Source organism: Rhodococcus sp. PSi06 (genome assembly GCF_054960675.1).
In genome coordinates, this window is record NZ_JBHNYO010000006.1 from 143,907 (window position 1) to 164,788 (window position 20,882).

25 protein-coding genes and 1 pseudogene are annotated in these 20,882 nt (G+C 63.8%); 14 read left to right on the forward strand and 12 right to left on the reverse strand.

All coding sequences use genetic code 11. The features are described 5' to 3' along the window. Window positions 1–855, reverse strand: a complete 855-nt coding sequence (locus ACFI9K_RS10110) for a class I SAM-dependent methyltransferase (protein WP_462663369.1) — start codon at window positions 853–855, stop codon at window positions 1–3. A gap of 197 nt (window positions 856–1,052) precedes the next feature. Between ACFI9K_RS10110 and ACFI9K_RS10115 the strand changes: the two genes are divergently transcribed. Beyond that, window positions 1,053–1,787: an SIR2 family NAD-dependent protein deacylase gene (locus ACFI9K_RS10115; protein WP_462663455.1), complete on the forward strand. Its 735-nt coding sequence runs from the start codon at window positions 1,053–1,055 to the stop codon at window positions 1,785–1,787. Between the two features lie 39 nt (window positions 1,788–1,826). Here the strand turns inward: ACFI9K_RS10115 and ACFI9K_RS10120 are convergent, their stop codons facing one another. The 3 genes and pseudogenes from ACFI9K_RS10120 to ACFI9K_RS10130 form a co-directional block, all read right to left on the reverse strand. Next, window positions 1,827–2,897 carry an ABC transporter permease gene (locus ACFI9K_RS10120; RefSeq protein ID WP_462663370.1) on the reverse strand — a complete coding sequence of 357 codons (1,071 nt, stop codon included), beginning with the start codon at window positions 2,895–2,897 and terminating at the stop codon, window positions 1,827–1,829. A 62-nt stretch (window positions 2,898–2,959) separates the two neighbouring features. Then, window positions 2,960–3,754: pseudogene (locus tag ACFI9K_RS10125) on the reverse strand (ABC transporter ATP-binding protein). Continuing rightward, entirely contained in the window at window positions 3,751–4,152 is a 402-nt protein-coding gene (locus tag ACFI9K_RS10130; protein ID WP_462663371.1) for a GntR family transcriptional regulator, read from the reverse strand. The pseudogene ACFI9K_RS10125 and the gene ACFI9K_RS10130 overlap by 4 nt, the downstream one beginning before the upstream one ends. A 138-nt stretch (window positions 4,153–4,290) precedes the next feature. Here ACFI9K_RS10130 and ACFI9K_RS10135 point away from each other — a divergent pair, with 138 nt between their 5' ends. Beyond that, a complete protein-coding gene (locus ACFI9K_RS10135) occupies window positions 4,291–4,680 on the forward strand; it encodes a hypothetical protein (RefSeq protein ID WP_462663372.1) in 390 nt (129 codons plus the stop codon). A gap of 57 nt (window positions 4,681–4,737) precedes the next feature. On the opposite strand, the gene ACFI9K_RS10140 is transcribed toward ACFI9K_RS10135, so the two are convergent. Further along, complete coding sequence (locus ACFI9K_RS10140; protein WP_462663373.1) at window positions 4,738–5,307, reverse strand: TetR/AcrR family transcriptional regulator; 570 nt, start codon at window positions 5,305–5,307, stop codon at window positions 4,738–4,740. 78 nt (window positions 5,308–5,385) lie between these two features. On the opposite strand from ACFI9K_RS10140, the gene ACFI9K_RS10145 reads away from it, so the two are divergent. The 3 genes from ACFI9K_RS10145 (at window position 5,386) to ACFI9K_RS10155 (ending at window position 8,738) form a co-directional block, all read left to right on the forward strand. After that, window positions 5,386–5,958: a dihydrofolate reductase family protein gene (locus tag ACFI9K_RS10145; RefSeq protein WP_462663374.1), complete on the forward strand. Its 573-nt coding sequence runs from the start codon at window positions 5,386–5,388 to the stop codon at window positions 5,956–5,958. Window positions 5,959–6,034: 76 nt separating this feature from the next. Then, window positions 6,035–8,338 carry an accessory Sec system translocase SecA2 gene (secA2, locus tag ACFI9K_RS10150; RefSeq protein ID WP_462663375.1) on the forward strand — a complete coding sequence of 768 codons (2,304 nt, stop codon included), beginning with the start codon at window positions 6,035–6,037 and terminating at the stop codon, window positions 8,336–8,338. Beyond that, on the forward strand, window positions 8,331–8,738 hold the full coding sequence (locus tag ACFI9K_RS10155; protein ID WP_462663376.1) for an META domain-containing protein: 408 nt from the start codon (window positions 8,331–8,333) through the stop codon (window positions 8,736–8,738). Before secA2 ends, ACFI9K_RS10155 begins: the two co-directional genes overlap by 8 nt. 4 nt (window positions 8,739–8,742) lie before the next feature. Here ACFI9K_RS10155 and ACFI9K_RS10160 read toward each other — a convergent pair whose 3' ends face one another. Beyond that, window positions 8,743–9,330 (reverse strand): TetR/AcrR family transcriptional regulator C-terminal domain-containing protein, encoded by a 588-nt coding sequence (locus tag ACFI9K_RS10160; protein WP_462663377.1) that lies wholly within the window; start codon window positions 9,328–9,330, stop codon window positions 8,743–8,745. A 123-nt stretch (window positions 9,331–9,453) separates the two neighbouring features. Between ACFI9K_RS10160 and bioB the strand changes: the two genes are divergently transcribed. From bioB to ACFI9K_RS10175, 3 genes are read left to right on the forward strand one after another with little or no spacing between them, the layout of a single operon-like run. Beyond that, complete coding sequence (gene bioB / locus ACFI9K_RS10165; RefSeq protein ID WP_462663378.1) at window positions 9,454–10,446, forward strand: biotin synthase BioB; 993 nt, start codon at window positions 9,454–9,456, stop codon at window positions 10,444–10,446. A 22-nt stretch (window positions 10,447–10,468) separates the two neighbouring features. Beyond that, window positions 10,469–10,693, forward strand: a complete 225-nt coding sequence (bsaP, locus tag ACFI9K_RS10170) for a biotin synthase auxiliary protein BsaP (protein WP_462663379.1) — start codon at window positions 10,469–10,471, stop codon at window positions 10,691–10,693. Window positions 10,694–10,699: 6 nt separating this feature from the next. Further along, the gene (locus ACFI9K_RS10175; RefSeq protein WP_462663380.1) at window positions 10,700–11,290 is read left to right on the forward strand and encodes a DUF2567 domain-containing protein; all 591 of its coding nucleotides are present in this window, start codon (window positions 10,700–10,702) and stop codon (window positions 11,288–11,290) included. A 12-nt stretch (window positions 11,291–11,302) separates the two neighbouring features. Here ACFI9K_RS10175 and ACFI9K_RS10180 read toward each other — a convergent pair whose 3' ends face one another. Then, window positions 11,303–12,001: an NUDIX hydrolase gene (locus ACFI9K_RS10180; RefSeq protein ID WP_462663381.1), complete on the reverse strand. Its 699-nt coding sequence runs from the start codon at window positions 11,999–12,001 to the stop codon at window positions 11,303–11,305. A 79-nt stretch (window positions 12,002–12,080) separates the two neighbouring features. On the opposite strand from ACFI9K_RS10180, the gene nadA reads away from it, so the two are divergent. The 5 genes from nadA (at window position 12,081) to ACFI9K_RS10205 (ending at window position 16,238) form a co-directional block, all read left to right on the forward strand. Then, complete coding sequence (gene nadA / locus ACFI9K_RS10185; RefSeq protein WP_462663382.1) at window positions 12,081–13,139, forward strand: quinolinate synthase NadA; 1,059 nt, start codon at window positions 12,081–12,083, stop codon at window positions 13,137–13,139. After that, the gene (locus tag ACFI9K_RS10190) at window positions 13,136–14,704 is read left to right on the forward strand and encodes an L-aspartate oxidase (RefSeq protein ID WP_462663383.1); all 1,569 of its coding nucleotides are present in this window, start codon (window positions 13,136–13,138) and stop codon (window positions 14,702–14,704) included. Before nadA ends, ACFI9K_RS10190 begins: the two co-directional genes overlap by 4 nt. Window position 14,705: 1 nt before the next feature. Then, the gene (gene nadC, locus ACFI9K_RS10195) at window positions 14,706–15,581 is read left to right on the forward strand and encodes a carboxylating nicotinate-nucleotide diphosphorylase (RefSeq protein ID WP_462663384.1); all 876 of its coding nucleotides are present in this window, start codon (window positions 14,706–14,708) and stop codon (window positions 15,579–15,581) included. Window positions 15,582–15,614: 33 nt separating this feature from the next. Further along, window positions 15,615–15,989, forward strand: coding sequence for an RNA-binding S4 domain-containing protein (locus ACFI9K_RS10200; protein ID WP_222094151.1), 375 nt, complete (start codon window positions 15,615–15,617; stop codon window positions 15,987–15,989). Window positions 15,990–16,055: 66 nt separating this feature from the next. Beyond that, window positions 16,056–16,238: a hypothetical protein gene (locus tag ACFI9K_RS10205; protein ID WP_462663385.1), complete on the forward strand. Its 183-nt coding sequence runs from the start codon at window positions 16,056–16,058 to the stop codon at window positions 16,236–16,238. A 53-nt stretch (window positions 16,239–16,291) separates the two neighbouring features. Here ACFI9K_RS10205 and ACFI9K_RS10210 read toward each other — a convergent pair whose 3' ends face one another. Further along, window positions 16,292–18,124, reverse strand: coding sequence for an HNH endonuclease signature motif containing protein (locus ACFI9K_RS10210; RefSeq protein ID WP_462663386.1), 1,833 nt, complete (start codon window positions 18,122–18,124; stop codon window positions 16,292–16,294). Between the two features lie 75 nt (window positions 18,125–18,199). Further along, entirely contained in the window at window positions 18,200–19,183 is a 984-nt protein-coding gene (locus tag ACFI9K_RS10215; RefSeq protein ID WP_462663387.1) for a LysR family transcriptional regulator, read from the reverse strand. Between the two features lie 78 nt (window positions 19,184–19,261). Between ACFI9K_RS10215 and ACFI9K_RS10220 the strand changes: the two genes are divergently transcribed. Beyond that, window positions 19,262–19,678 (forward strand): DUF5997 family protein, encoded by a 417-nt coding sequence (locus tag ACFI9K_RS10220; RefSeq protein ID WP_462663388.1) that lies wholly within the window; start codon window positions 19,262–19,264, stop codon window positions 19,676–19,678. Here ACFI9K_RS10220 and ACFI9K_RS10225 read toward each other — a convergent pair. The 3 genes from ACFI9K_RS10225 to rhtB are packed head-to-tail and all read right to left on the reverse strand — an operon-like array spanning window position 19,675 to window position 20,842. Further along, window positions 19,675–20,058 (reverse strand): YchJ family protein, encoded by a 384-nt coding sequence (locus tag ACFI9K_RS10225; RefSeq protein WP_462663389.1) that lies wholly within the window; start codon window positions 20,056–20,058, stop codon window positions 19,675–19,677. The genes ACFI9K_RS10220 and ACFI9K_RS10225 overlap by 4 nt on opposite strands. Beyond that, on the reverse strand, window positions 20,055–20,219 hold the full coding sequence (locus ACFI9K_RS10230) for a hypothetical protein (RefSeq protein WP_462663390.1): 165 nt from the start codon (window positions 20,217–20,219) through the stop codon (window positions 20,055–20,057). Before ACFI9K_RS10230 ends, ACFI9K_RS10225 begins: the two co-directional genes overlap by 4 nt. Next, a complete protein-coding gene (gene rhtB / locus ACFI9K_RS10235) occupies window positions 20,216–20,842 on the reverse strand; it encodes a homoserine/homoserine lactone efflux protein (RefSeq protein ID WP_462663391.1) in 627 nt (208 codons plus the stop codon). The genes ACFI9K_RS10230 and rhtB overlap by 4 nt, the downstream gene beginning before the upstream one ends. Window positions 20,843–20,882: the final 40 nt, after the last annotated feature.

Consider the following 20,882-nt stretch of genomic DNA (forward strand, 5'->3'; position numbering starts at 1 on the left):
TCACGAACGGTCGTGCGCACCGAGGTGCGGGCCGGGCTGCTGCTCGCGCATCATGATTGCCTGCACTGCAGGCGGAAGTATGGGTAGCCAGCTCCAGATTCGGTCCCTCGTGGTCCGCTCCGGCTTGGGATTCTCGACGATCAGTACCGAGTGGCCGGCGATGCTCTGGTAGCCGTGGTTGGTGACGTCGGAGTTCCCGGCAAGCCACGTATCGAGGCACCGGGCATAGTCCTCCACCGGACCCCAAGTGGCATACAGCTTCTGCTCCGAGAGGGCGAATGGAACAAGGTCACCGCCCACCACCTCTGCCCACGCCGCAGCGGCAATGCCTGGGGTGTGCAGTGCTCTGATGTCGTCGAGCACGATGATGCCCCGCGGACCGAGTAATGGCTTCACATTCCGCAGATCCTCAGCGACATTCTCGTAAAGATGTCCGCCGTCGACATGTGCGAATCGAACGGATTCGGCGTCGACGTGGCTCTTTATCGAGTTCGACAGTTCTGCGATGACGTGCGGGTCTCGATCGACGAATGCTCGGTAGTTGGCCTCGAACTTCTCGCGTGCCAGGCCGGGATAAGACGAGTTGTTCTCGGCTTGATTTGCAGTGTCGTCGGTGTCCTGCTCGAACACGTCGCACACGTGGACAGTGTCCTCGATGCCGGCAAGGACACCTAGCAGGATCGCGCTCTTGCCGTATAGGGCTCCGATCTCGAGTAAATCGCCGGTGACGCCCATGGCGTCCTGCGCGCATAGGAGAGCATCGAAGAGCCGAAAGTCGCTGTCCCAAAAGGCACCTACGATCGTGTTGCGGGATCTCCAATACTCGGCAGCGGTGGACGACACAGGAATTGTCACGGCGTATGGCTCCTCACGCGCGTAGTCGTATCAGTCTTCGCCGCCATCGAGTCCGATGGGGCGAACGTCCTCCGACCGTAACCGCCCAGTCGGTTTTCCGCGTGTTCTTCGAAGACGAGACAGCTGCCCCTGAGATCGTCCGGTGACACAATGGCGACGTGAGCCATCTCGAGCAGCCCGTCGACGTACCCTCGAGCATCCTCGATGCGGCCGTCGAATCTCGACGTACCGCAGTCCTCACGGGTGCGGGCATGTCGGCCGAGTCGGGGATCGCAACGTTCCGGGATGCCCAGACCGGGTTGTGGAAGGACTTCGATCCCAAGGACCTCGCCAGCCCCGAGGGCTGGATGGCGGACAGTGATCTGGTGTGGGGCTGGTATCGATGGCGCGCAGAATTGGTGCGGCGCTCGGAGCCCAACGCCGGACATGTGGCACTTGCCCAGTGGCAGCAGCAGTCGCACGTCGACATCGCGACCCAGAATGTCGACGACCTTCACGAGCGAGCGGGGGCTACGGTTCTCGCGCATGTACACGGCAGCTTGTTCGAGCCGTACTGCAGCGACTGTGGGACCCGCGCAACACTGGACTCCGATGCACCCGATGAATCGGCCGAGGCGGACCAGAGAGTTCCGCCGCCGGAATGTCCGTTGTGCGGCGGGCTGATTCGGCCGGGCGCGGTGTGGTTCGGCGAATCGCTGCCCGCGGCCGCGTGGGAGGCGGCCGAGGACGCGGTTCGACGTGCCGACCTCGTACTCGTGGTCGGCACGTCCGGAGTGGTCTACCCGTTCGCGGGACTGCCGGCGATCGCTCGCAGCGCGGGAGCCACGGTCGTCGAGATCAACCCGGTCGAGACCGAGGTCTCGGACATGGCCGATCACCGGTGGCGCACCACCGCAGCGGTGGGACTGCCTGCTCTCGTTGCCCAGCTGTGATCGACGAAACCTACTGTCGCTTCGGCTGGTGCGCCGACCTCACGGCCGCAGTCTCCTGACCGACAGCAGCGACAGTCCACCGAGGAGACCGGCGATCAGCAATGTCAGAGCTGTCTCGATGGCCTGGAACCGCCAGAACAGTCGATCTTCGTGGTAACTCGTCTCGAACGCATCGGCACCCTGAGCACGGAGACAGTCGAGTTGTAGCCCCTTGACCCGTTCGAGGAGCGCATTCGAGTACTCCTCGTACTCCGCGACCGTCTCGAATTCGCTGATGTCTCGACGGTTCTCGAGTTGGGCGCATTGTTGCCAGTCGATCGCCACGGGTCGTCCTTCGGAATCGACATAGTCGGAGGAGAAAACCCAACGCGCATGAAAGAGCTCACCCGAGTCGAGTGGCAAGAAGAAGTCGGCCGTACCGCCGCCGTACATTTCGTTGCTCTTCTGTTCCAGGGTCAGCTTGTCGATGGACGCCGCCGCATAGTGCTCCCGAATCTGGGTGGGAAAGACTGCGATCACCAGTGACGTAGCGATCATGGTCCCCACCATCGCGGCCACCGTGTTTCGTAGAACCAATGCGAGAGCCGCGCCGAGCATCAGTCCGACGGCGGTGTACCCACCTGCGACGAATCCTGTCGACCCGAAAATCGGAAACTCGAGGGCCGAGTCGTATCCACCGAACCCGACAGCGAACTCGTCGGGCGTGGTCTCGTACTTGGCCCAGTACACGCAGCAGCCGAGCAGTGTCATGGCGAGGACCGTGGGTACGAACACCACGGCCACTCGGGTCGTGTACCACCGCCGTCGGCTGACCGACTGGCTCAAACCCAAGACGTGCGTTCGACGTTCGAGGTCCCGGGAGAACACGGTGACGCCGACGAAGGCACCCAGCACCACTGGTAGTGCAACGGTGAGCATGACTGCAACGGTCTGTGCGGTTTCCGCCCTGCACTCCGTGGCCTCGAACGACAGACATCCACTCAGAGACGCTGTGGGGAAGACGCCACCGTCGTACACGGTGATGGCAATGGTGATCGCCGCCAACAGAAGTGGGGTCAGCACACCGAACAGAATCGTTGCGCGAAATTGTCGCCACGTCACCCAGATCATGCAATCGCCTCCGAACCGAGGTATGCGAGTACTACGTCGTCCACGGTGGCGTCTTCGACGCTCTATCCCGCGATCGGCGTGGCGGGTCGGGTGCCGTGGACCACGAATACCGGCGCACCCGAACCGGATACTTCGGACACGATTGTGCCGTCGTCGACGGTCGGTGCAATATCAGCGCTTCCGACGAGCAGGTAGTGCTCGGCGGTGATGGTGTCCAGTTCCCCGTCCAGTCGAATCCGGCCGTCGCGCAACAGGAGTAGTCGGTCGGCGACGTCGACGAGCTCGGACAACACGTGCGACGACAGCACGATGGTCGTGCCGTTCTCCGCCGCGTCGCGCATGAGAGTCCGGGCCACCGCGCGACGGGCCACAGGATCCAGGTCGGCGAGAGGCTCGTCGAGCAGCAGTACTTCCGGCCGCCGACCGAGGGCCAAGGCCAGCGCGACGCGGGTGCGGTGGCCGGGGGACAGTGCCTTGACGCGCGCCGACACGGCAATGCCCGCTGCGTCGACGAGTTCTGTCGCATAGGCCTCGTCTCAGTGCGCGTTGGTGTTTCGGCCGAAACGGAGGATGTCGGCCACGGTGAAGTGGGGATACAGGGGTTTGTGCTGAGCGAGGTAGGACAGGCCGGGGGAGATGCCGCGTTGACCCACGGCCTCGCCCAGTACTCGGATGGTGCCGAAGTCCGGTGTGAGCAGTCCGACGGCCAACGACATCAAAGTCGACTTGCCTGCGCCGTTGGAGCCGACCAACGCTGTGACGCTTCCTCTTTCGACGGTGAACGAGCATCGGTCGAGGACAGTCTTCCGGCGGAACGACTTGACCACCTCGTCCATGGTGAGAACTGCGTCGGTCATGATCGGTCTCCGTCCGGTCGGTCGAATCGGGTGTCGAGAGCCGCGGTGACGATGGCCTCGAGGTCCGGTCTGTCCAGTCCCGCTGCCAGGCAATGTCGAATCCAACGACCCAGTTCGTTCTCGAGGGCCGATCGTTCGGCCATGCCGGGTTTCGCCAGGGAGGCGACGACGAAGGTTCCCGATCCGGTCCGCGGTTCCACCAGTCCTTCTCGTTCGAGTTCGCGGTAGGCCTTGAGCACGGTGTTCGGGTTGATGGCGAGTGCGGTGACCACGTCTTTTGCCGTCGGGAGTTTGTCGCCGACAGTGAGTGATCCGAGGCGCAGAGCCTGTTTGGTCTGCAATATCAGCTGGACGTAGGTGGGGATGCCGGACTGACGATCGATACGGTAGGCGATCATCAGAACCTTTTCACTAGTTGATTAGTGGAAGACGGTAATGGGGACGTATCTGTTTGTCCAGGATCCGCGGTCAGTGTTCGGTCAGAGGGTCGACGAGAATTCGCAGGCGTGACGGGAATCGGTCGTACTGTTCTCGGTATGACCCAAGGAACCGAAACGATTGCCGGCTTCTTCGCTCGCTACACGGGTTATCTGACCTCGGGTGATCTCGATAGTTTGGCCGAGATCTACAACTATCCGGCCTTGGCTGTGACCGCGCGGGGCTGTGCGGCGATAGCCGAACCGCAGCAAACCCGAGAATTCTTCGAGCAGGGTCAGGCCTACTACCGATCTCGTGGAATACAGGGCGTGCGCGCACGCGACATCGTCACCGAGATCGAGGTGCCGGGGGTGTGGGTCGGTCATCTGCTTCTGGAGAATCTCGACTCCGAAGGCTCGCCGGTCGGAACCGAGCGCAATGCCTATCAGGTGGTGACGGCCGAGGACGGCACTCGACGGATCGCGGTGACGACGCCGCTCGATGCCTGATCCAAAAATTGGACGAATGCAGTGCAGACGCCCATCCCAGACGGGTTCGGCATGCACTCACGACTGCAGAAGGCCCGCAACGAGCGCGTCGACGACCTCGTCCGTCCTGGTGTCCGGATCGATCGGGAAAGTCAAGCGGTCGAGTAGCAGGCCGTCGATCGCGTAGTGGAACAGCGCCACTTCTCTGCGACCTCCAGGTAGTCCCGCAGCCAGGTTGAACTCGACGTCGGCGGCGAAGTTGGAGCGCTGCCAGTTGCCGAGTATCTCCCTGATCTCCGGTCGTCGCGAAGCCTCGAGCCGCAACTCGAACAAGGCCAGGGTCACGTCGCGGTTGGCAAGGAGCCGGGCGACGATGTCGCGGATGTACGCGGCGAAGAGGTCGGGGCCCGGGGGCTGCGCAGCGAGAGGTCGGTGGACCTGTGCGTCGGGAGCGAGTCTTTCTCCGATGCGTTCGATCAGTCCGGCAATGACATCGGCTCGGGTCTTGAAATAGTTCGATGCCGTGCCCTTAGGCACCGATGCTTCCTCGTCGATCGCACGATGGGTCAATCCCCGAGCTCCCTCCGCGGCGAGCAAGCGGAGTCCGGCATCGGCCAGTTCGGATCGTCGGAGTGGGTTGCGAGCCATGTCGATACCCTAGCGGAACCACTACGGATGTCGTAGTCTACTTCCAACCACTACACCGGTCGTGATTGGAGAAATTCCATGCGTGAACTCGTCTACTACGTTGCCGTCAGTCTCGACGGCTACATCGCAGCCCCTGACGACACCTTCGCGGACTTCCCGATGCAGGGCGACCACATCGAGATGATCCTGCGTGAATACACCGACACCATTCCCACGCTGGGCCTTCGGGCGACCGGGCTGACTCCCGATCTGAGTCGTTTCGACACAGTGGTGATGGGGTGGAACACCTACAAGGCAGGCGGTATCCATCCCCCGGACGGCCCGTACGGACATTTGAGGCAGTACGTCTTCTCGCGCAATCACACAGGCGTCGAACCGGCAGTGAACCTGATCGATGAAGATCCTGTCGGACTCGTGCGAAAGCTGAAGCGCGCGAAGGGAAGCGGAATCTGGTTGGCCGGTGGAGGAATTCTGGCATCGGCATTGGTGGGCGAAATCGACAGAATGATTCTGAAAGTGAATCCGGTTCTCCTGGGCTCCGGTAAGCGTCTGTTCGCCGAGCGTGCGTACTCGCCGACCCGGAGTCGACTCGTCGCCAGTGAGTCCTTCGAGTCAGGGGTAGTGGTGAACGAGTACACGGTCGATCGATGATGAACCGCCGAGGACGACACCGCACTCGGTACTGTGGAAAGGAACGTTCTTTCTTTCTCAGGTAGGGATTGCACACATGGCTTTGGGCTCCGACCGATTCTGGCGTGTACTCGGACGCTCCGCGCAGAAGGCACAGAGCACGTCCCGTCAACGCGTCGATCGGGCCCAGGATCATGCCGAGTGGGCGTCCGCTCTGAAGGACAGCGACCTCGCTGCAGAGGCGACCGCCCTCCGGGTCGACAACGTATCGAAGCTCGACGTTCCGCGGTACCTGGCGCTGGTGCGTGAGGCGAGTGATCGAACCCTGTCCATGCGGCCGTTCGATGTACAGCTGCACGGTGCCGTCCGACTTCTGGCCGGAGACGTCGTGGAGATGGCGACCGGTGAGGGCAAGACATTGGCCGGAGCCATCGCCGCCGTCGGGCACGTGCTGTCCGGACGGACGGTGCATGTCATCTCGGTCAACGACTTCCTCGCGCAGCGCGACGCGCAATGGATGAAGCCGTTGTTCGAGGCCTTGGGCATCACGGTGGGTTCCATCGGTGAGGCGTCGACCGCGCAGGAACGACGCACCGCCTACGGCTGCGACATCACGTACGCGTCGGTCAACGAGATCGGTTTCGACGTCCTGCGAGATCACCTGGTGAACGATCGACAAGATCTGGTCTCGCCCGTCCCCGACGTGGCTCTGATCGACGAGGCCGATTCCGTGCTGGTGGACGAGGCGCTGGTCCCGCTGGTGTTGGCCGGTTCCGTGTCGGGCGATGTCTCGACCTCGACGGTGATGGATGCAGTCCGACTGTTGGACAAGGGCGTCCACTACGACACCGATGCCGAGGGAAGGAACGTGTTTCTCACCGACGAGGGTGCATTGCGGCTCGAGAAGGAGCTCGGTGGAATCGATCTGTACTCCGAGCAGCACGTCGGGTCGACGCTCGTGGCGGTCAACGTGGCCCTGCACGCGCAGGTGCTGGTGCAGCGCGACGTCGACTACATCGTTCGGGACGGACGGGTTCAGCTGATCAACGCCTCCCGTGGCCGCGTCGCCGAGCTTCAGCGCTGGCCGGACGGGCTTCAGGCGGCCGTCGAGATCAAGGAGGGGCTTGCTCCCACCGAGACCGGCGAAATTCTCGACACGATCACCGTGCAGGCGTTGATCAATCGGTACGCCACGGTGTGCGGCATGACCGGTACGGCGATGGCGGCGGGGGAGCAGCTGCGCACGTTCTACAGCCTCGGTGTCTCGGTCATCGAGCCGAACGTGCCGACGGCACGCGTCGACGAAGAGGATCGTGTGTACGACACACTCGAACACAAGAACGCTGCGATCGCGTTGCAGGTCAAGGAGATACACGAGACCGGCCAGCCGATCCTCATCGGAACCCATGACGTGGCCGAGTCCGAGGCATTGGCCGAGGCTCTCTCCGCGTCGGGCGTGGACGTGGTGGTCCTCAATGCCAAGAACGACGCCGAGGAAGCAGCGGTCATCGCCGCGGCCGGAGTGCACGGCGCGGTGACGGTATCCACTCAGATCGCCGGCCGCGGAACCGATATCAAGCTCGGCGGGCCGGACGGTGCCGATCGCGAGCGGATTGCAGAGCTCGGCGGACTGTTCGTTCTGGGTACCGGTCGCCACACCACGCAGCGACTCGACAACCAGCTCCGCGGCCGCGCCGGGCGGCAAGGAGATCCAGGTCGTTCGTTGTTCTTCGGTAGTTGGGAAGACGACGTCGTCAAGAACAACATCGGCGACAAGGATGCACCGAAGGGCATCGACGAGAGCGGGATGTTCACCTCGTCCACTGCGGCCGACCGCGTCGATCATGCTCAACGCATCGCCGAAGGTCAGATGCTCGAAATTCATTCGCGGACATGGCGTTACAACCAGCTGACCGCTCAACATCGTGAGATCCTCGATCGCCGCCGGGCCACGTTGCTGGACTCGGACGAGGCGTTGACTCTGCTCGAGCAGCAGTCACCTAAACGGTCGAAGGAGCTGCGCGAGACCGTGTCCGAGGAGACTCTGGTCGAGGTTGCCCGCCAGATAGTCCTGTACCACCTCGATCGATCATGGTCCGACTATCTCGCGCACCTGGCAGATGTGCGTGAAAGTATCCATCTGCGCGCCCTGGGCCGAGAGAATCCGCTGGACGAGTATCACCGCATCGCCGTCGAGGCGTTCAAGACGGTGGCCTCGAAGGCGATGGATCTCTCACACGCCACCTTCGAATCGGCAGACATCACGTCGGAAGGAATCGATCTCGACGACGCCGGGCTACGCCGTCCGACGTCGACGTGGACATACATGGTGCACGACAACCCGTTCGCGTCTCGCGGGAACGCCGGCGCTGCCGGTCTGGGGCCGATCTTCGGTGGCTGACGCGGGTCGCGCGCTGGTCGCTCTCGCGTTCGGAGCGAGCGTGTTGGCCTGTGGTTGCGCCGACTCATACGGTGAGTTCCCCGCCGACAAGACCTACTCGTCCATCGGCGCTCCCGACTCGTACGTGCCGGTGGACGGAACGACGATACGGCTCGAGTTCGCCGACGACAGAATTTCGGCCGAGGCCGGATGCAACAGATTGTTCGGCACGGTGGATACCTCGCAGGGCAGAATAACCACCGATTCTCTGGGTTCGACTCGGATGGCGTGCCCGCAGGCACTGATGGATCAAGATGCGTGGCTCACGTCGTTCCTGTCGTCCACGCCGCGGTGGTCTCGAGACGACGGCACCATGACCCTGGACAACGGAAGTGAGCGGATCGTCTTCGTGGAGCACTGATCGATCAGCGGCGGATGCGGTCCGCTGCAGTGTGGCGGACTCCGTCGACGAAGAGTCTCAGTCCGAAATCGAATCTGCTCGTAGGATCGGGGCTTTCGAACATCGGGGACGCTTCGGCAGTGAGGGCTCCGGCGGAGTCCATCTGTAGCCGTGCCTGTTCGTCCACTGTCTGGCCGAGTATGTAGTACAGCAGGGTGTCGGCGGTCAGTTCCGCGTCCTGTCGGGGTAATCCTGCGCGAATGCAGACGGCGGCAATGCGTTCGCGAATGTGGTTGGTGGTCAACCTCGATGCGTAGGTCGCAGCGACCAGTTCGGCCCCGTCTCGACGGGAGAGAAGCGCGTCGCGCAGTCTGTGCGCGATCTGCTCGATCTGCGTATCCCACCGGGCTTCGGCCGGCGGTGCATCGGCAGCGGACAACAGATGGTCGGCGATCGCGCCGAGAAGAGTTTGTTTGTTGGGAAAATGCCAGTACAACGCACCCGGTTGCACGTGCAGGGATGTTGCGAGCCGTCGCATGGTCAGGTCTGCCAGGCCGTACTCGTCGAGAATGGCGATAGCGCCGTCCAGGACATCCTGCCTGCGTAGTTGCACTGCTGCTCCCCACCGATCGACGCGTACTCGCTTTGACAGTAGTCGAGAACGATGCCTAACGTGAACACCGTTCAACTTGAACGGTGTTCAATTGTGACTGTGTTCGACTATGAGGGGATCGGTATGGACATTGTGCGTAGGGCTCGTGCTCAGGTGCGCGACGACGGAATTGCGCTGGACGGATCTCAGGTTCTCGAGATCCTCGAGCTCGGTGACGACCGTCTCGAGGAAACGATGCTGCTGGCGCACGAGGTGCGGATGAAGTGGTGCGGACCCGAGGTCGAGGTGGAAGGAATCGTCAGCCTCAAAACCGGTGGATGCCCCGAGGACTGCCACTTCTGCTCGCAATCAGGTCTTTTCGCGTCCCCGGTACGCGCTGCGTGGCTCGACATCCCGTCACTGGTCGAGGCGGCCAAGCAGACCGCGAAGACCGGAGCCACCGAGTTCTGCATCGTCGCAGCGGTCCGTGGCCCCGACGCCCGACTGCTCGCGCAGGTCGCAGCGGGAATCGAAGCCATTCGCAGCGAGGTGGACATCGACATCGCATGTTCGTTGGGGATGCTCGACCAAGATCAAGTCGATCAGCTGGCGGCGATGGGTGTGCATCGCTACAACCACAACCTCGAGACGTCGCGGTCGTATTTTCCCAACGTGGTGACCACCCACACCTGGGAGGAACGGTGGAACACACTTCGGATGGTGCGGGAGGCAGGCATGGAGGTGTGCTGTGGCGGCATCCTCGGGATGGGGGAGACGCTCGAGCAGCGGGCCGAGTTCGCAGCCGATCTCGCCGCACTCGAGCCCGACGAGGTGCCCTTGAACTTCCTCAATCCGAGACCGGGGACCCCGTTCGGAGATCTGGAGGTGTTGTCGGCGTCCGATGCTCTGCGAGCCGTTGCTGCCTTTCGTCTCGCGCTGCCGCGGACGATTCTGCGATTCGCCGGTGGCCGCGAGATCACGTTGGGTGATCTCGGTGCCGAGCGGGGAATACTCGGCGGGATCAATGCCATCATCGTCGGAAACTATCTGACGACGCTCGGCCGTCCGGCAGAGAAGGACCTCGATCTTCTCGGTCGACTGCAGATGCCGATCAAAGCGCTGAACTCGACTATCTGATGCGAGTATTAGGGTGGGTCGAATGACGAGCGAGACCCACTTCGACCCGCACACCGGTCGGCCTGTCACGTCCGACGCGGCAGCAGGTACCGATTCGCTGTCGCTCGCCGTCCGGCTCGGGCTCGAACCCCCACGCTTCTGCGCTGTATGTGGACGCCGAACGGTGGTGCAGATAGTTCCCGACGGGTGGTCTTCGGTGTGCTCGCGGCACGGTCTGATCGACTCGACGGCGACGGGCAGGCGTTAGGTGTCTATGTCGGAACTGCGCGAGGACTCGCCGCGGCCCAGCACCCGTCGGGTGCTGACGGTGGTGACAGCGATATCGGTGGCACTGTCCGCGCTGGGCGGCATGCTGTGGGGTCTTATCGCACCCGCGCAGCAGTTGCTCGTGGTGGCTCAGGACCGGGGGGCGGCACTGACCGGTGAGAGTCTGCACCGATTCGACGCCTTGGCGATCTTCTCCCTCGTCTCGTTCGCCCTCGGTCTCCTACTTCCGGTCGGTTGGTGGCTGTGGAAGTCGGAACGAGGTCCGCGCCTGTTCGCGGCAATCTTCGTGGGTGCGCTCGCCGGTTCGGTCGTGGCCCTCGTGGTCGGCAATGCGATCGCCTCGCTTCGGTTTCCGAAGGCGGCCGACCCTGCGGTCGGCTCTGTTGTCGCGGTGGCACCGAATATCGACACGCCCTTGGTTCTGATCGTCCAGGCGCTGACGGCGTCGCTGATCATTCTGCTGTTGGCAGCGATGAACCCCAACGACGATCTGCAACATACCGATCCGGAACCGGAGGACGTGGATATCGATCTTCCCCCGCCTCCGCCGTCGTTCGACTCGAATCGGGCCGATTGACGGAGGCCGGGTTCACCCCTGCGGAGGACGCAACGCGGCGAATTCGTCCGTGACGCGAATGCTGTTGTCCGCAAAGCGAAACAGCGCCGGTGGCCTGCCGCCGGCTTTGCCCGAGGGTGCGCGGCGGCCGGTGGGTTCGATGACGCCGCGACGGCTCAGCACTCGCTGCAGGTTGGTGGCATCCACCTGATACCCCAGTGCCGCACCGTAGATTTCGCGCAGTGACGAGATCGCGAAGTCGACCGGAGCGAGCGCGAACCCGATGTTCGTGTAGGACAGTTTGGCAACCAGGCGATGCCGGGCGTGGGCGACGACGGTTCCGTGATCGAACGACATGTCGGGCAGTGCCGACACCGGGTGCCATGCGGTGTCCGAGGGGAGCGTCGGTTCGGCCGATATCGGTACGAGGCCGAGGAACGTCGATGCGATCCGCCGATCTCCCGGCACGCGCTCGGGTTCGCTGAAGACGGACAGCTGTTCGAGGTGCGCGACCGAGCGCACGTCGACCTTTTCGGCGAGCTGACGGCGTGCCGACGTGGCGAGATTCTCGTCGTCACGCAGGGTGCCGCCCGGAAGCGACCACGTGCCGGCCTCGGGGTCCAGAGCTCGCTGCCACAGCAGCACCGCCAGTTCGGGGACGTCCGGGTCGGAAAATGCTCGAACTTGGAACACCGCGATGAGTACTTCGTGGACGGTGCTACGATGAATCATGTTTTCGATCATAGGTCGAAAACCCCCTCGGAGGAAATTCGGTCACCGACGGCCGGATGATCGGTGAAGGAGAACCGTCATGACCAGCAGCGCTACCCGGGTGAACATCTTGGACTCGGCATTCGCCGGAGTCCGCGACATCGTCGACGGAGCAGGTGGCTACGGGGGAGTGGAAGCAACTCCGGAGTGGGCGGCCGAGGTGCGACGGCTCGCCGATCTGCGCGGCGCGACGCTGCTCGCACACAACTACCAGCTGCCTGCGATTCAGGACGTTGCCGACCATGTGGGCGATTCGCTCGCACTCTCGCGTATGGCCGCCGAGGTCTCCGAGGACACGATCGTGTTCTGCGGAGTTCATTTCATGGCCGAGACGGCCAAGATTCTGAGCCCCCAGAAAACGATCCTCATTCCGGACCAGCGCGCCGGCTGCTCGTTGGCCGATTCGATCACCGCCGATCAACTGCGTGAGTGGAAGGCAGACTTTCCCGACGCCGTGGTGGTCTCGTACGTCAACACCACCGCCGAGATCAAGGCACTGACCGATATCTGCTGCACGTCGTCCAACGCCGTGGAGGTCGTGCAGTCCATCGACCCGAGCCGCGACATCCTGTTCCTGCCCGATCAGTTCCTCGGTGCGCACGTCAAGCGCGTCACCCAGCGCGAGAACCTGCACATCTGGGCCGGAGAATGCCACGTGCACGCGGGCATCAACGGCGACGAGTTGGCCGAGAAGTCTCGCACCCACCCCGATGCAGAGCTGTACGTGCACCCCGAATGCGGTTGCGCCACATCGGCTCTCTACCTCGCCGGCGAAGGGTTCGTGCCGGCCGACAAGGTCAAGATCCTCTCCACCGGCGGGATGCTCGACGCTGCCCGCACCACCGCCTCGAAGCAGGTTCTGGTCGCCACCGAGATCGGCATGCTGCACCAACTGCGGATGGCGGCACCCGATGTCGATTTCCTGGCCGTCAACGACCGCGCGTCCTGCGGATACATGAAGATGATCACTCCTGCCGCGCTGCTCCGCTGCCTCGTCGAAGGACGGGACGAGGTCCATGTCGACCTCGAGACGGCGAACATCGCCAGCAAGTCGGTGCAGCGGATGATCGAAATCGGCACCCCCGGCGGCGGCGAGTGAATCCGTCGTTCGCGTGGGAGACCGGAGCTGATCTGGTCGTTGTCGGCGGAGGTATCGCCGGACTCACTGCGGCTCGTACCGCTGCCGCCCGCGGACTCCGGGTGCTGACCGTGAGCAAGGGGAGCTCCACCGACACCGCGACGCAGTACGCCCAGGGCGGGATTGCCGTCGTCGGAGCAGAATTGGGCGACTCGATCGAGTCGCACGTCGCCGATACATGTGTCGCTGGTGCCGGATTGTGCGACGAGGCCGCCGTGCGCTCCATCGTTGCCGGTGGGCGCGCGGCCATCGCCTCGCTCGAGGCTGCGGGTGCGGAGTTCGATCGCGCTGCCGACGGCTCCGTCGCACGCACCAGGGAAGGCGGCCACAGTGTGCGCCGCATCATTCATGCCGGCGGCGATGCCACCGGTGCCGAGGTGCAGCGCACACTCGACGGCGCAGTGCCGACGGTGCATTTCGACACGACCGCGCTGCGCGTGCTGACCACTGGCGGCGAGGTTGCCGGTCTCCTCGTCCGCGGGCCCGACGGACTCGGTGTGGTTCATTGCCCGACGGTTCTGCTGGCCACCGGCGGACTGGGACAGCTGTTCTCGTGCAGCACCAACCCCGCCGGCGCAACTGCCGACGGCATCGCGCTCGCCCTCGATGCAGGTGCCCGCGTGGCCGATCTCGAATTCGTGCAGTTCCACCCGACGGTGCTTTTCGCTCCGGATACGACGGGCCGTCGCCCGTTGATCAGTGAAGCGGTGCGTGGCGAAGGTGCCCACCTCGTCGATGTCGCCGGCCGTGCCTTCATGGCCGAAGTGCACCCGCTCGGTGATCTTGCGCCGCGTGACGTGGTCTCCCGGGCCATCGCCGAGCTGCTCTACGACAGCGGCGACGAGCACGTGCTGCTGGACGCTCGCCTCGTGGAGCATCTCCACGAGCGATTCCCGACCGTGACCGCCTCGTGTCTCGAGGCCGGCATCGATCCGGCTACGGAGCTGATACCGGTGGCACCTGCGGCGCACTACTCGTGCGGCGGAGTGGTGACGGATACGGCCGGCCGCACCTCGGTTCCGGGTCTGCTCGCCGCGGGTGAAGTGGCGCGCACGGGCTTGCACGGCGCGAACAGGTTGGCATCGAACAGTCTGCTGGAAGGTCTCGTCGTCGGCGAGCGTGCGGCGTTGGTTGCCGGCGAACGGGTCGGCCGGACCGTCGAGGTTGCGGACCTCACGTTGCCCACTTATCGACGCATCGATCGCGGTCTGCTGCAGCGCACGATGACGGCCGATGTCGGTGTGGTTCGCGATGCAGCGGGGCTCGCTGCGGCGCAACGCGTCCTGGCTCACGGTGTGGTCTCGGAACCACCGGTCGATGCGGGTGCTGTCGAGGATGCTGCGTTGACTGCGGCGGCCGAGGTGATCGTTCTGGCCGCGACCCACCGCCGCGAAAGCAGAGGATGCCACACCCGACGCGACTTTCCCGACAGTGCACCGGCGCAACGTCGAAGCCTGCAGATCGGTCGAGATCCCGAGGGGCAACTGGTAATCGTGAACGACGACGTGATGACGGGAGCACGCTGACATGACCGATATCTCGACCGAGGTGAATCCTGGCGTCGACCGAGCCGAGGTGCTCGCACTGATTCGGACCGCGCTGGACGAGGACTTGCGATACGGGCCCGACATCACCACCACGGCAACGGTTTCCGAGGACGCTGTGGCAACGGCCTCGGTGGTGTCACGCCAGTTCGGCACGATCGCCGGCCTCGACGTCGGCCTGCTGGTCCTCGACGAGGTGATCGGTCCCGAGGGATACACGGTCGTCCATCGTGTCGAGGACGGCACGAGTGTGGAACCGGGACAGGCCGTTCTGACGGTGCAGGCCCCGACTCGGGGGTTGCTCACGGCCGAGCGCACGATGCTCAACATCGTCTGTCACCTCTCGGGAATCGCCACCGCGACGGCCGGCTGGGTAGCGGAGGTGGCAGACACCGAGTGCAAGATCAGGGACAGTCGAAAGACGTTGCCGGGCTTGCGTTCGTTGCAGAAATACGCCGTGCGTGCCGGAGGCGGTGTCAATCATCGAATGGGATTGGGCGACGCCGCGCTCATCAAAGACAATCACGTGGCTGCCGCCGGTTCGGTCGTCGCGGCATTGAACGCGGTGCGGGCTGCTGCGCCGAACATCGCCTGCGAAGTGGAGGTCGACAGCCTGGAACAACTCGACCAGGTGCTCGCCGAGAACGTGGAACTGGTTCTGCTGGACAACTTCGCGCTGTGGCAGACACAGATGGCGGTGCAGCGTCGCGACAAGTTCGCACCCGAGACCAAGCTGGAATCCTCTGGTGGGCTGACGGTCGACGTGGCCCGAGATTACGCGCGGACGGGGGTCGACTTCCTTGCCGTGGGCGGTCTGACACACTCGGTGACAGTGCTCGATCTCGGCCTGGACATGTAGTCGAGCCCCCGCGATGTGAGGATTCTCCGAAAGATGGAAGCGCAGAGTGCCCGCCTCGACAGCTGGATCTGGGCGGTGCGGTTGTTCAAGACGCGTTCCGCGGCAGCCGCTGCCTGCAGGGGCGGGCACGTCCGCGTCAACGGAACCCCCGCCAAGCCCGGTCTGCGAATCGGCCCGAACGACGAGGTTCGGCTCCGGGTCGACGGCGTGGAGAAAATCGTCGTGGTCGTCCGGGCGATCACCAAACGTGTCGGTGCGGCTGTCGTCCCCGAGTGCTTGATCGACCGCAGTCCGCCGCCGCCTCCGAAGGAAGTTCTCGCCTCCGTACCACGTCGTGATCGAGGAGCTGGCAGACCGACCAAGCGGGACAGGCGCGAGATCGATCGGCTGCGGGGCTTGGGTCTCTAGCGCAGCTGGCTTCCTTCCGTTGCCTTTGGTAACGACCAGTAGCCGTCACGCGCAAGGAGATGCACTGTGGACACCGTTCTGTGGAACCCACGTTTCGCAGCTGTGTACTTCGTGGCAGCAGCGTTGTTGCTCATCTTGTTTCTGGCGGTCGACGCGTCTCTCGTCGTTGCCTCACCGCTTCTGTTGATATTGGTGGCACTTGGAATTGCAGTTCTGGTGCGCAGTCGACAGCACCGCCCGATTCGCTGAGGTACGCGAATACCTGCATGGGCAGGGCTGTGCCCTGACGCTGGTGTGGGTCGTCATGCGGGTTGTCGTGGTTCCTCGTCGCCGGTGTCGCCTGTGTCGTTGTGGTGGTCGGGTGGGTAGAGCACTTCCTCGGGGTGGTGTGCGTGATTGATCAGGCCACGCCTGCGTGGGTCCATTGCGGTGGGTGGGTGCCAGTGGGTGCGGCCTGGATATCTGTGTGTTGCTGTGGTTTTGGTGGTTGCCCACTTGCCGGGGCCGGTGCCGACGAGTGCGTGGTGCATGTCGCAGGCGAAGGTGAGTGAGTCGATGTCGGTGGGGCCGCCGTCGGTCCAGTCGTCGAGGTGGTGGGTTTGGCACCAGGTGGCGGGGCGGGTGCAGGAGGGGAAGCTGCAGCCGCGGTCGCGGGCGATGAGGACGATGCGTTGGTCGGCGGAGGCGATGCGTTTGGATCGGCCGAGGTAGAGGGCTCTGCCGTTGTCGTCGAAGATGGTCAGGTAGTGGCGCGCATGCGAGGCCATGCGGATCGCATCGCGGATCGAGACGCGGGATCCGGTGCCGGTCATGGCGTAGCCGCAGCCCGATTCGAGGTCTTTCAAGCTCATGGTGACGATCGCGGTTACGGGCAGTCCGCGGTGGGTGCCGAGGGTCCCGGAGGCGAGGGTGTGCCGGAGTGCCATTTTCAGGGCGTCGTGTCGGCGTTCGTTCTGGGTCCGTCGATCACGCGCAGCGGCAGCGTCGCGTGCAGCAGTGTCGGTATCGGTATCGGAATCGAATCCGTCGGTGTCGTCGTCGGTGTCGTCGTCGGTATCGGCTGCGTCGGTTGTGTCGCCTGGTTCGGGACTGCCGTCAGCTGCAGCTGTGTCGTCGGGTGCTGTGCCGCAACCAGGGTCGGCACCTTCGCAGTCACCGCAGTCGTCGTCACTGTCGCTGTTCGTTCCATCCCACAGACCTTCATTACTGGAGCCGGCATCGCTGGCACCTGCTTCGTGGGTGGTCGGCTCGGGCTTCGGCGCTGTGGCACTGCCGCTCCAGCCGCCCTCGTCGTCGCTGCTGGTCTCGTCGCCCTCGTTGTGGACCACCGATGTGGGGTCGGCAGGATTGTTCACTCCCGGCTTCGCAGCTTTGGAGAACAATGCTTCGAGGTAGGCCCGTAGTTCGGAGTCGACGCAGAAGTTGCCTTCCGACATCCCGTCGGCACCCTGCTCACCGAGGTAGAAGAACGCATCCCGCCGCTTCCGCGGCCGCGGCTTACCGTCCTCGTCCTCGTCCTCGTCGAAGTCGCCGTCGGGGTTCAAGATCGCATCCAGGTTCGCCACCAACGGCGCGAAGTCGTCGGGCCGCCGGGTGCAGGCGAACCCGACCAACTGCTGCTCGGCGAGATCGCGGGTTTGCGGGTCCACACTCGAGGGCAGATGCTTGAAGAATTCGCGGATCATCTGCACATGCTTGGTATCGAGCAACCCCGCCCGCACCGCGTCCGCGGTGTGCGGCAGCAACGGCGGCAGGTGTTCACCGGACAAGGCAGTGCGGTCACCCAACTCCGCCGCCAGACGCACCCGAGCACCGGCTGCGCGTGGGGTGATGCGCAGCATCCATGCCACCGAGCACGGCACCGACCCCGGATACACATCGAGACCGTGCTGAGCGATCAACTCGTTGAGCCAGGTGTGCGAATGCGCCGGCAGCGACCGCGACACGGACTCCATCCGTTGGATGACTGCACGGCGATCGGCGTTGCTCCATGCCGCCGATGCCTGGCCGGCCAACGCGGCGACCGCAGACTCGACCGCATCGACCAACACCGCCAAGTCCGGATCGGACACGTCGGGGGCGGGCGGCACCGTCTCGATGCCGTCCACCCCTGATCCGCCGTCCCCCGAAAGCATGACCGAAATCTACCGCGACCCACCGACAAGTATTCGAACGCACGTTCGTACTTGCCAAGGGCGGTGATCCCCGGCTCAGCGACGCTTGCCGCTCCGGCGGGTGTTCGTCTTCGTCTTGGCAACCGGACGAGCAGGCTTGGACGGGTGTGCTTTCTTCTTCTTGACCGGTGCGTCGTCGGCCGAGCCTCGTGAACTGCGGGTCGACCGTCCTCGGACTATGCCGATGAACTCCTCGATGCGGTCGTCTTCGTGTTCGGCGACCCAGGCCAGCGCGATCTGGGACTGCTCGACGTCGGTCACCGGTCGGTAGACGAGATCCTTGCGCGCGTTGAAACGGGCTACCGAATGCGGCACTATCGCCACCCCCAGTCCGGCAGCCACGTACTCGAATGTCTCCGCAACGCTGTTCATGGGGGGCAGGGCAGGACGATTGTCGGATTCCAGTTCCGTTGCTACAGCAGCCCATTCGGGCACTGTCAAAGGATCGGCAAGCAAATGTTCGTCGGCAAGATCGCTGGCGGTGACGGAATCGAAAGCTGCGACGGCGTGGTCTTTCGGGACCACCACAACCTGGACTTCCTGATACAGACCGATGGCGTTGAGGCCTTCGCGATCGATCGGCGGTCGAACGAAGCTCACATCCACCGTTCCGTCGTGCAGGGCAGATACCTGTGTTTCAGGCGTGGTCGCAGTGACGGACAGCGTGACATCCGGGAATCGATCCGCCCAGATGCGTGTCCACTTCGTCAGCGTCACACCTTCGGCGTATCCGATGGTGAACGTCGTCGGCTCGGCGGCAGCAACCTGAGCGAGCTCGGCCAACCGGTCGTCTTCGGCAATCTCCGTCAGAGCCCGCTCGAGCAGTGCGCGTCCGTCCGCGGTGAGTTCGGTGGGGGAGACCCCTGGCACGAAGAGGTCGACACCGAGCTGCTCTTCGAGTTCCACGACGGTCTTGCTCAGGCGGATTCGCGAGATTCCGAGCGACTGAGCGGCGCGGGCGAAATGCAGTTGTTGCGCTACAGCGGCGTACCAGCGCAGTGTCTGCACATCGATATTCACGGTGTCGAGCCTATGGGACGGCGCGCAGCGTGCAGGACGGTGGCGTCGAGACGGCAGAATGCCGGATAAGCTGGTCCGGTGAGCCCGGAGAACAAACAGCAGACCATGAAGCCCTTGACCGCGGCGAACAAGCTCGGCATCTACCTTCCCGCAGCGCCCGAAGAGTTTCAGAACTCGATGGTGAGCAGGTCCGACCTGGAGGCTTTGCGTAACGATCCCCCGCAGTGGTTGACCGACTTGCAGACCAACGGGCCCTTTCCCCGCGATGTCATCGCGAAAAAGCTGGGCGTGTCCATCGCGGGCCTTGCTCGCGGTGGTGTCACCGAGGCGTTGACCACCGACGCCATCGACGAGCTCATCGCCAGCCCGCCGCAGTGGCTCGTTCGTGAGCGCCGCACGCAGATCCAGGTTCGCAAGGATGCCGAACGTATCAAAGAGAAGCAGGAAGCGCGTCGCACCGCGGGAAACCGGCCGACCAAGCTGCGCAACCTCTAGGGAGAGACAATCCCGTCGAGGTAGAGCCAGCGGCCACCAACGCGGGCGAATCGGCTGTGCTCGGTCATCGTGCCCGAACCCTCGGGGTGCTTGTAGTGCGCTCGGAACTCGACGGTTCCCGCGTCGTCGAACAGTCCGCCCGCGTCGGTCGAGACAATATCGAGTCGGTACCACCGCTGATCGGGATCGAGATCCACCTCGGACGGCACGGTGGCGGGATGCCACGACGCGCGTAGGTAAGTCGCATCGCCGACGGCGAACGCAGTGAATCGAGATCGCATCAGCTTCTCGGCCGTTGGCGCGCTCGCATCGCCGCGCAGGTACGGCTCACAGCATGCGTCGAACGTGTCCCCGCTCGAGCACGGACACCGACTGCTCACTCTGCTGCTTCCACTTCCACTGTGTACGTGCCGAGTTCGTGCTCGTCCCGCTTACCGACATCCTGTATCCACGTGTTTGCCTCGAGGAGAGTGTCGAACAGTCCCAACGGAATCGGGTCTCCGCCGAGCGCGTTCTTCATGATCACGCGGTACTTCCTCATGGTGTCACCCGACGAACGGTCGCGAGAAACGTTGCGGCAGCGAAGAACATGCCGGCAAACGTGCGGTTCATCGTCTTTTGTTGGCGCTGCGAGCGCATCAGTCGCAGTACCCGAGATGCCAGCGAGGTGTATCCGGTCATCACCAGCATGTCGACCGCAACCATCGTGGCTGCAATGACGAGGTATTGAGTGAGCAGTGGCCGTGCCGGATCGAGGAACTGGGGCAGGACGGCGACCATGAACACGACGGCCTTCGGGTTACTGGCGTTGACCAGGAAGCCTCGTGCCAGCATGGTCGGTCCCCGATCGGCCACCGCGGGGGCGTCGGCGACGTCGGTAGGAGCTGCGCGCCACTGACGAACACCCAGGTAAACCAGGTACGCAACACCGAACCACTTGATTGCCGTGAACGCGAGTGCAGAGCTGGCGAGGACTGCACCCAGCCCGACAGAAACGATGCCGATCTGCAGGAGCAGGCCGATCTGCAGCCCGAAGATGTTCCAGTAGCCGCGGCGTAGGCCGTATCGAAGGCCGGTGGACATCGATGCGATGGCACCGGCACCGGGGGACAGGCTGATGACGATGCTCGCACCCAGAAACGCAAGCCACACTGACCAGGACATGCACTCATTGAACTACGTGCGTCAACTCGCATGCCGTTCG

What these genes read in the sequence shown, in the direction of transcription:
- ACFI9K_RS10120 (WP_462663370.1), bottom strand. Translation starts at nt 2,897, where the DNA reads ATGATCTGGGTGACGTGGCGACAATTTCGCGCAACGATTCTGTTCGGT.
- ACFI9K_RS10130 (WP_462663371.1), bottom strand. Translation starts at nt 4,152, where the DNA reads ATGATCGCCTACCGTATCGATCGTCAGTCCGGCATCCCCACCTACGTC.
- ACFI9K_RS10135 (WP_462663372.1), top strand. Translation starts at nt 4,291, where the DNA reads ATGACCCAAGGAACCGAAACGATTGCCGGCTTCTTCGCTCGCTACACG.
- ACFI9K_RS10140 (WP_462663373.1), bottom strand. Translation starts at nt 5,307, where the DNA reads ATGGCTCGCAACCCACTCCGACGATCCGAACTGGCCGATGCCGGACTC.
- ACFI9K_RS10145 (WP_462663374.1), top strand. Translation starts at nt 5,386, where the DNA reads ATGCGTGAACTCGTCTACTACGTTGCCGTCAGTCTCGACGGCTACATC.
- secA2 (WP_462663375.1), top strand. Translation starts at nt 6,035, where the DNA reads ATGGCTTTGGGCTCCGACCGATTCTGGCGTGTACTCGGACGCTCCGCG.
- bioB (WP_462663378.1), top strand. Translation starts at nt 9,454, where the DNA reads ATGGACATTGTGCGTAGGGCTCGTGCTCAGGTGCGCGACGACGGAATT.
- bsaP (WP_462663379.1), top strand. Translation starts at nt 10,469, where the DNA reads ATGACGAGCGAGACCCACTTCGACCCGCACACCGGTCGGCCTGTCACG.
- ACFI9K_RS10175 (WP_462663380.1), top strand. Translation starts at nt 10,700, where the DNA reads ATGTCGGAACTGCGCGAGGACTCGCCGCGGCCCAGCACCCGTCGGGTG.
- ACFI9K_RS10180 (WP_462663381.1), bottom strand. Translation starts at nt 12,001, where the DNA reads ATGATTCATCGTAGCACCGTCCACGAAGTACTCATCGCGGTGTTCCAA.
- nadA (WP_462663382.1), top strand. Translation starts at nt 12,081, where the DNA reads ATGACCAGCAGCGCTACCCGGGTGAACATCTTGGACTCGGCATTCGCC.
- nadC (WP_462663384.1), top strand. Translation starts at nt 14,706, where the DNA reads ATGACCGATATCTCGACCGAGGTGAATCCTGGCGTCGACCGAGCCGAG.
- ACFI9K_RS10200 (WP_222094151.1), top strand. Translation starts at nt 15,615, where the DNA reads ATGGAAGCGCAGAGTGCCCGCCTCGACAGCTGGATCTGGGCGGTGCGG.
- ACFI9K_RS10210 (WP_462663386.1), bottom strand. Translation starts at nt 18,124, where the DNA reads ATGCTTTCGGGGGACGGCGGATCAGGGGTGGACGGCATCGAGACGGTG.
- ACFI9K_RS10230 (WP_462663390.1), bottom strand. Translation starts at nt 20,219, where the DNA reads ATGAGGAAGTACCGCGTGATCATGAAGAACGCGCTCGGCGGAGACCCG.
- rhtB (WP_462663391.1), bottom strand. Translation starts at nt 20,842, where the DNA reads ATGTCCTGGTCAGTGTGGCTTGCGTTTCTGGGTGCGAGCATCGTCATC.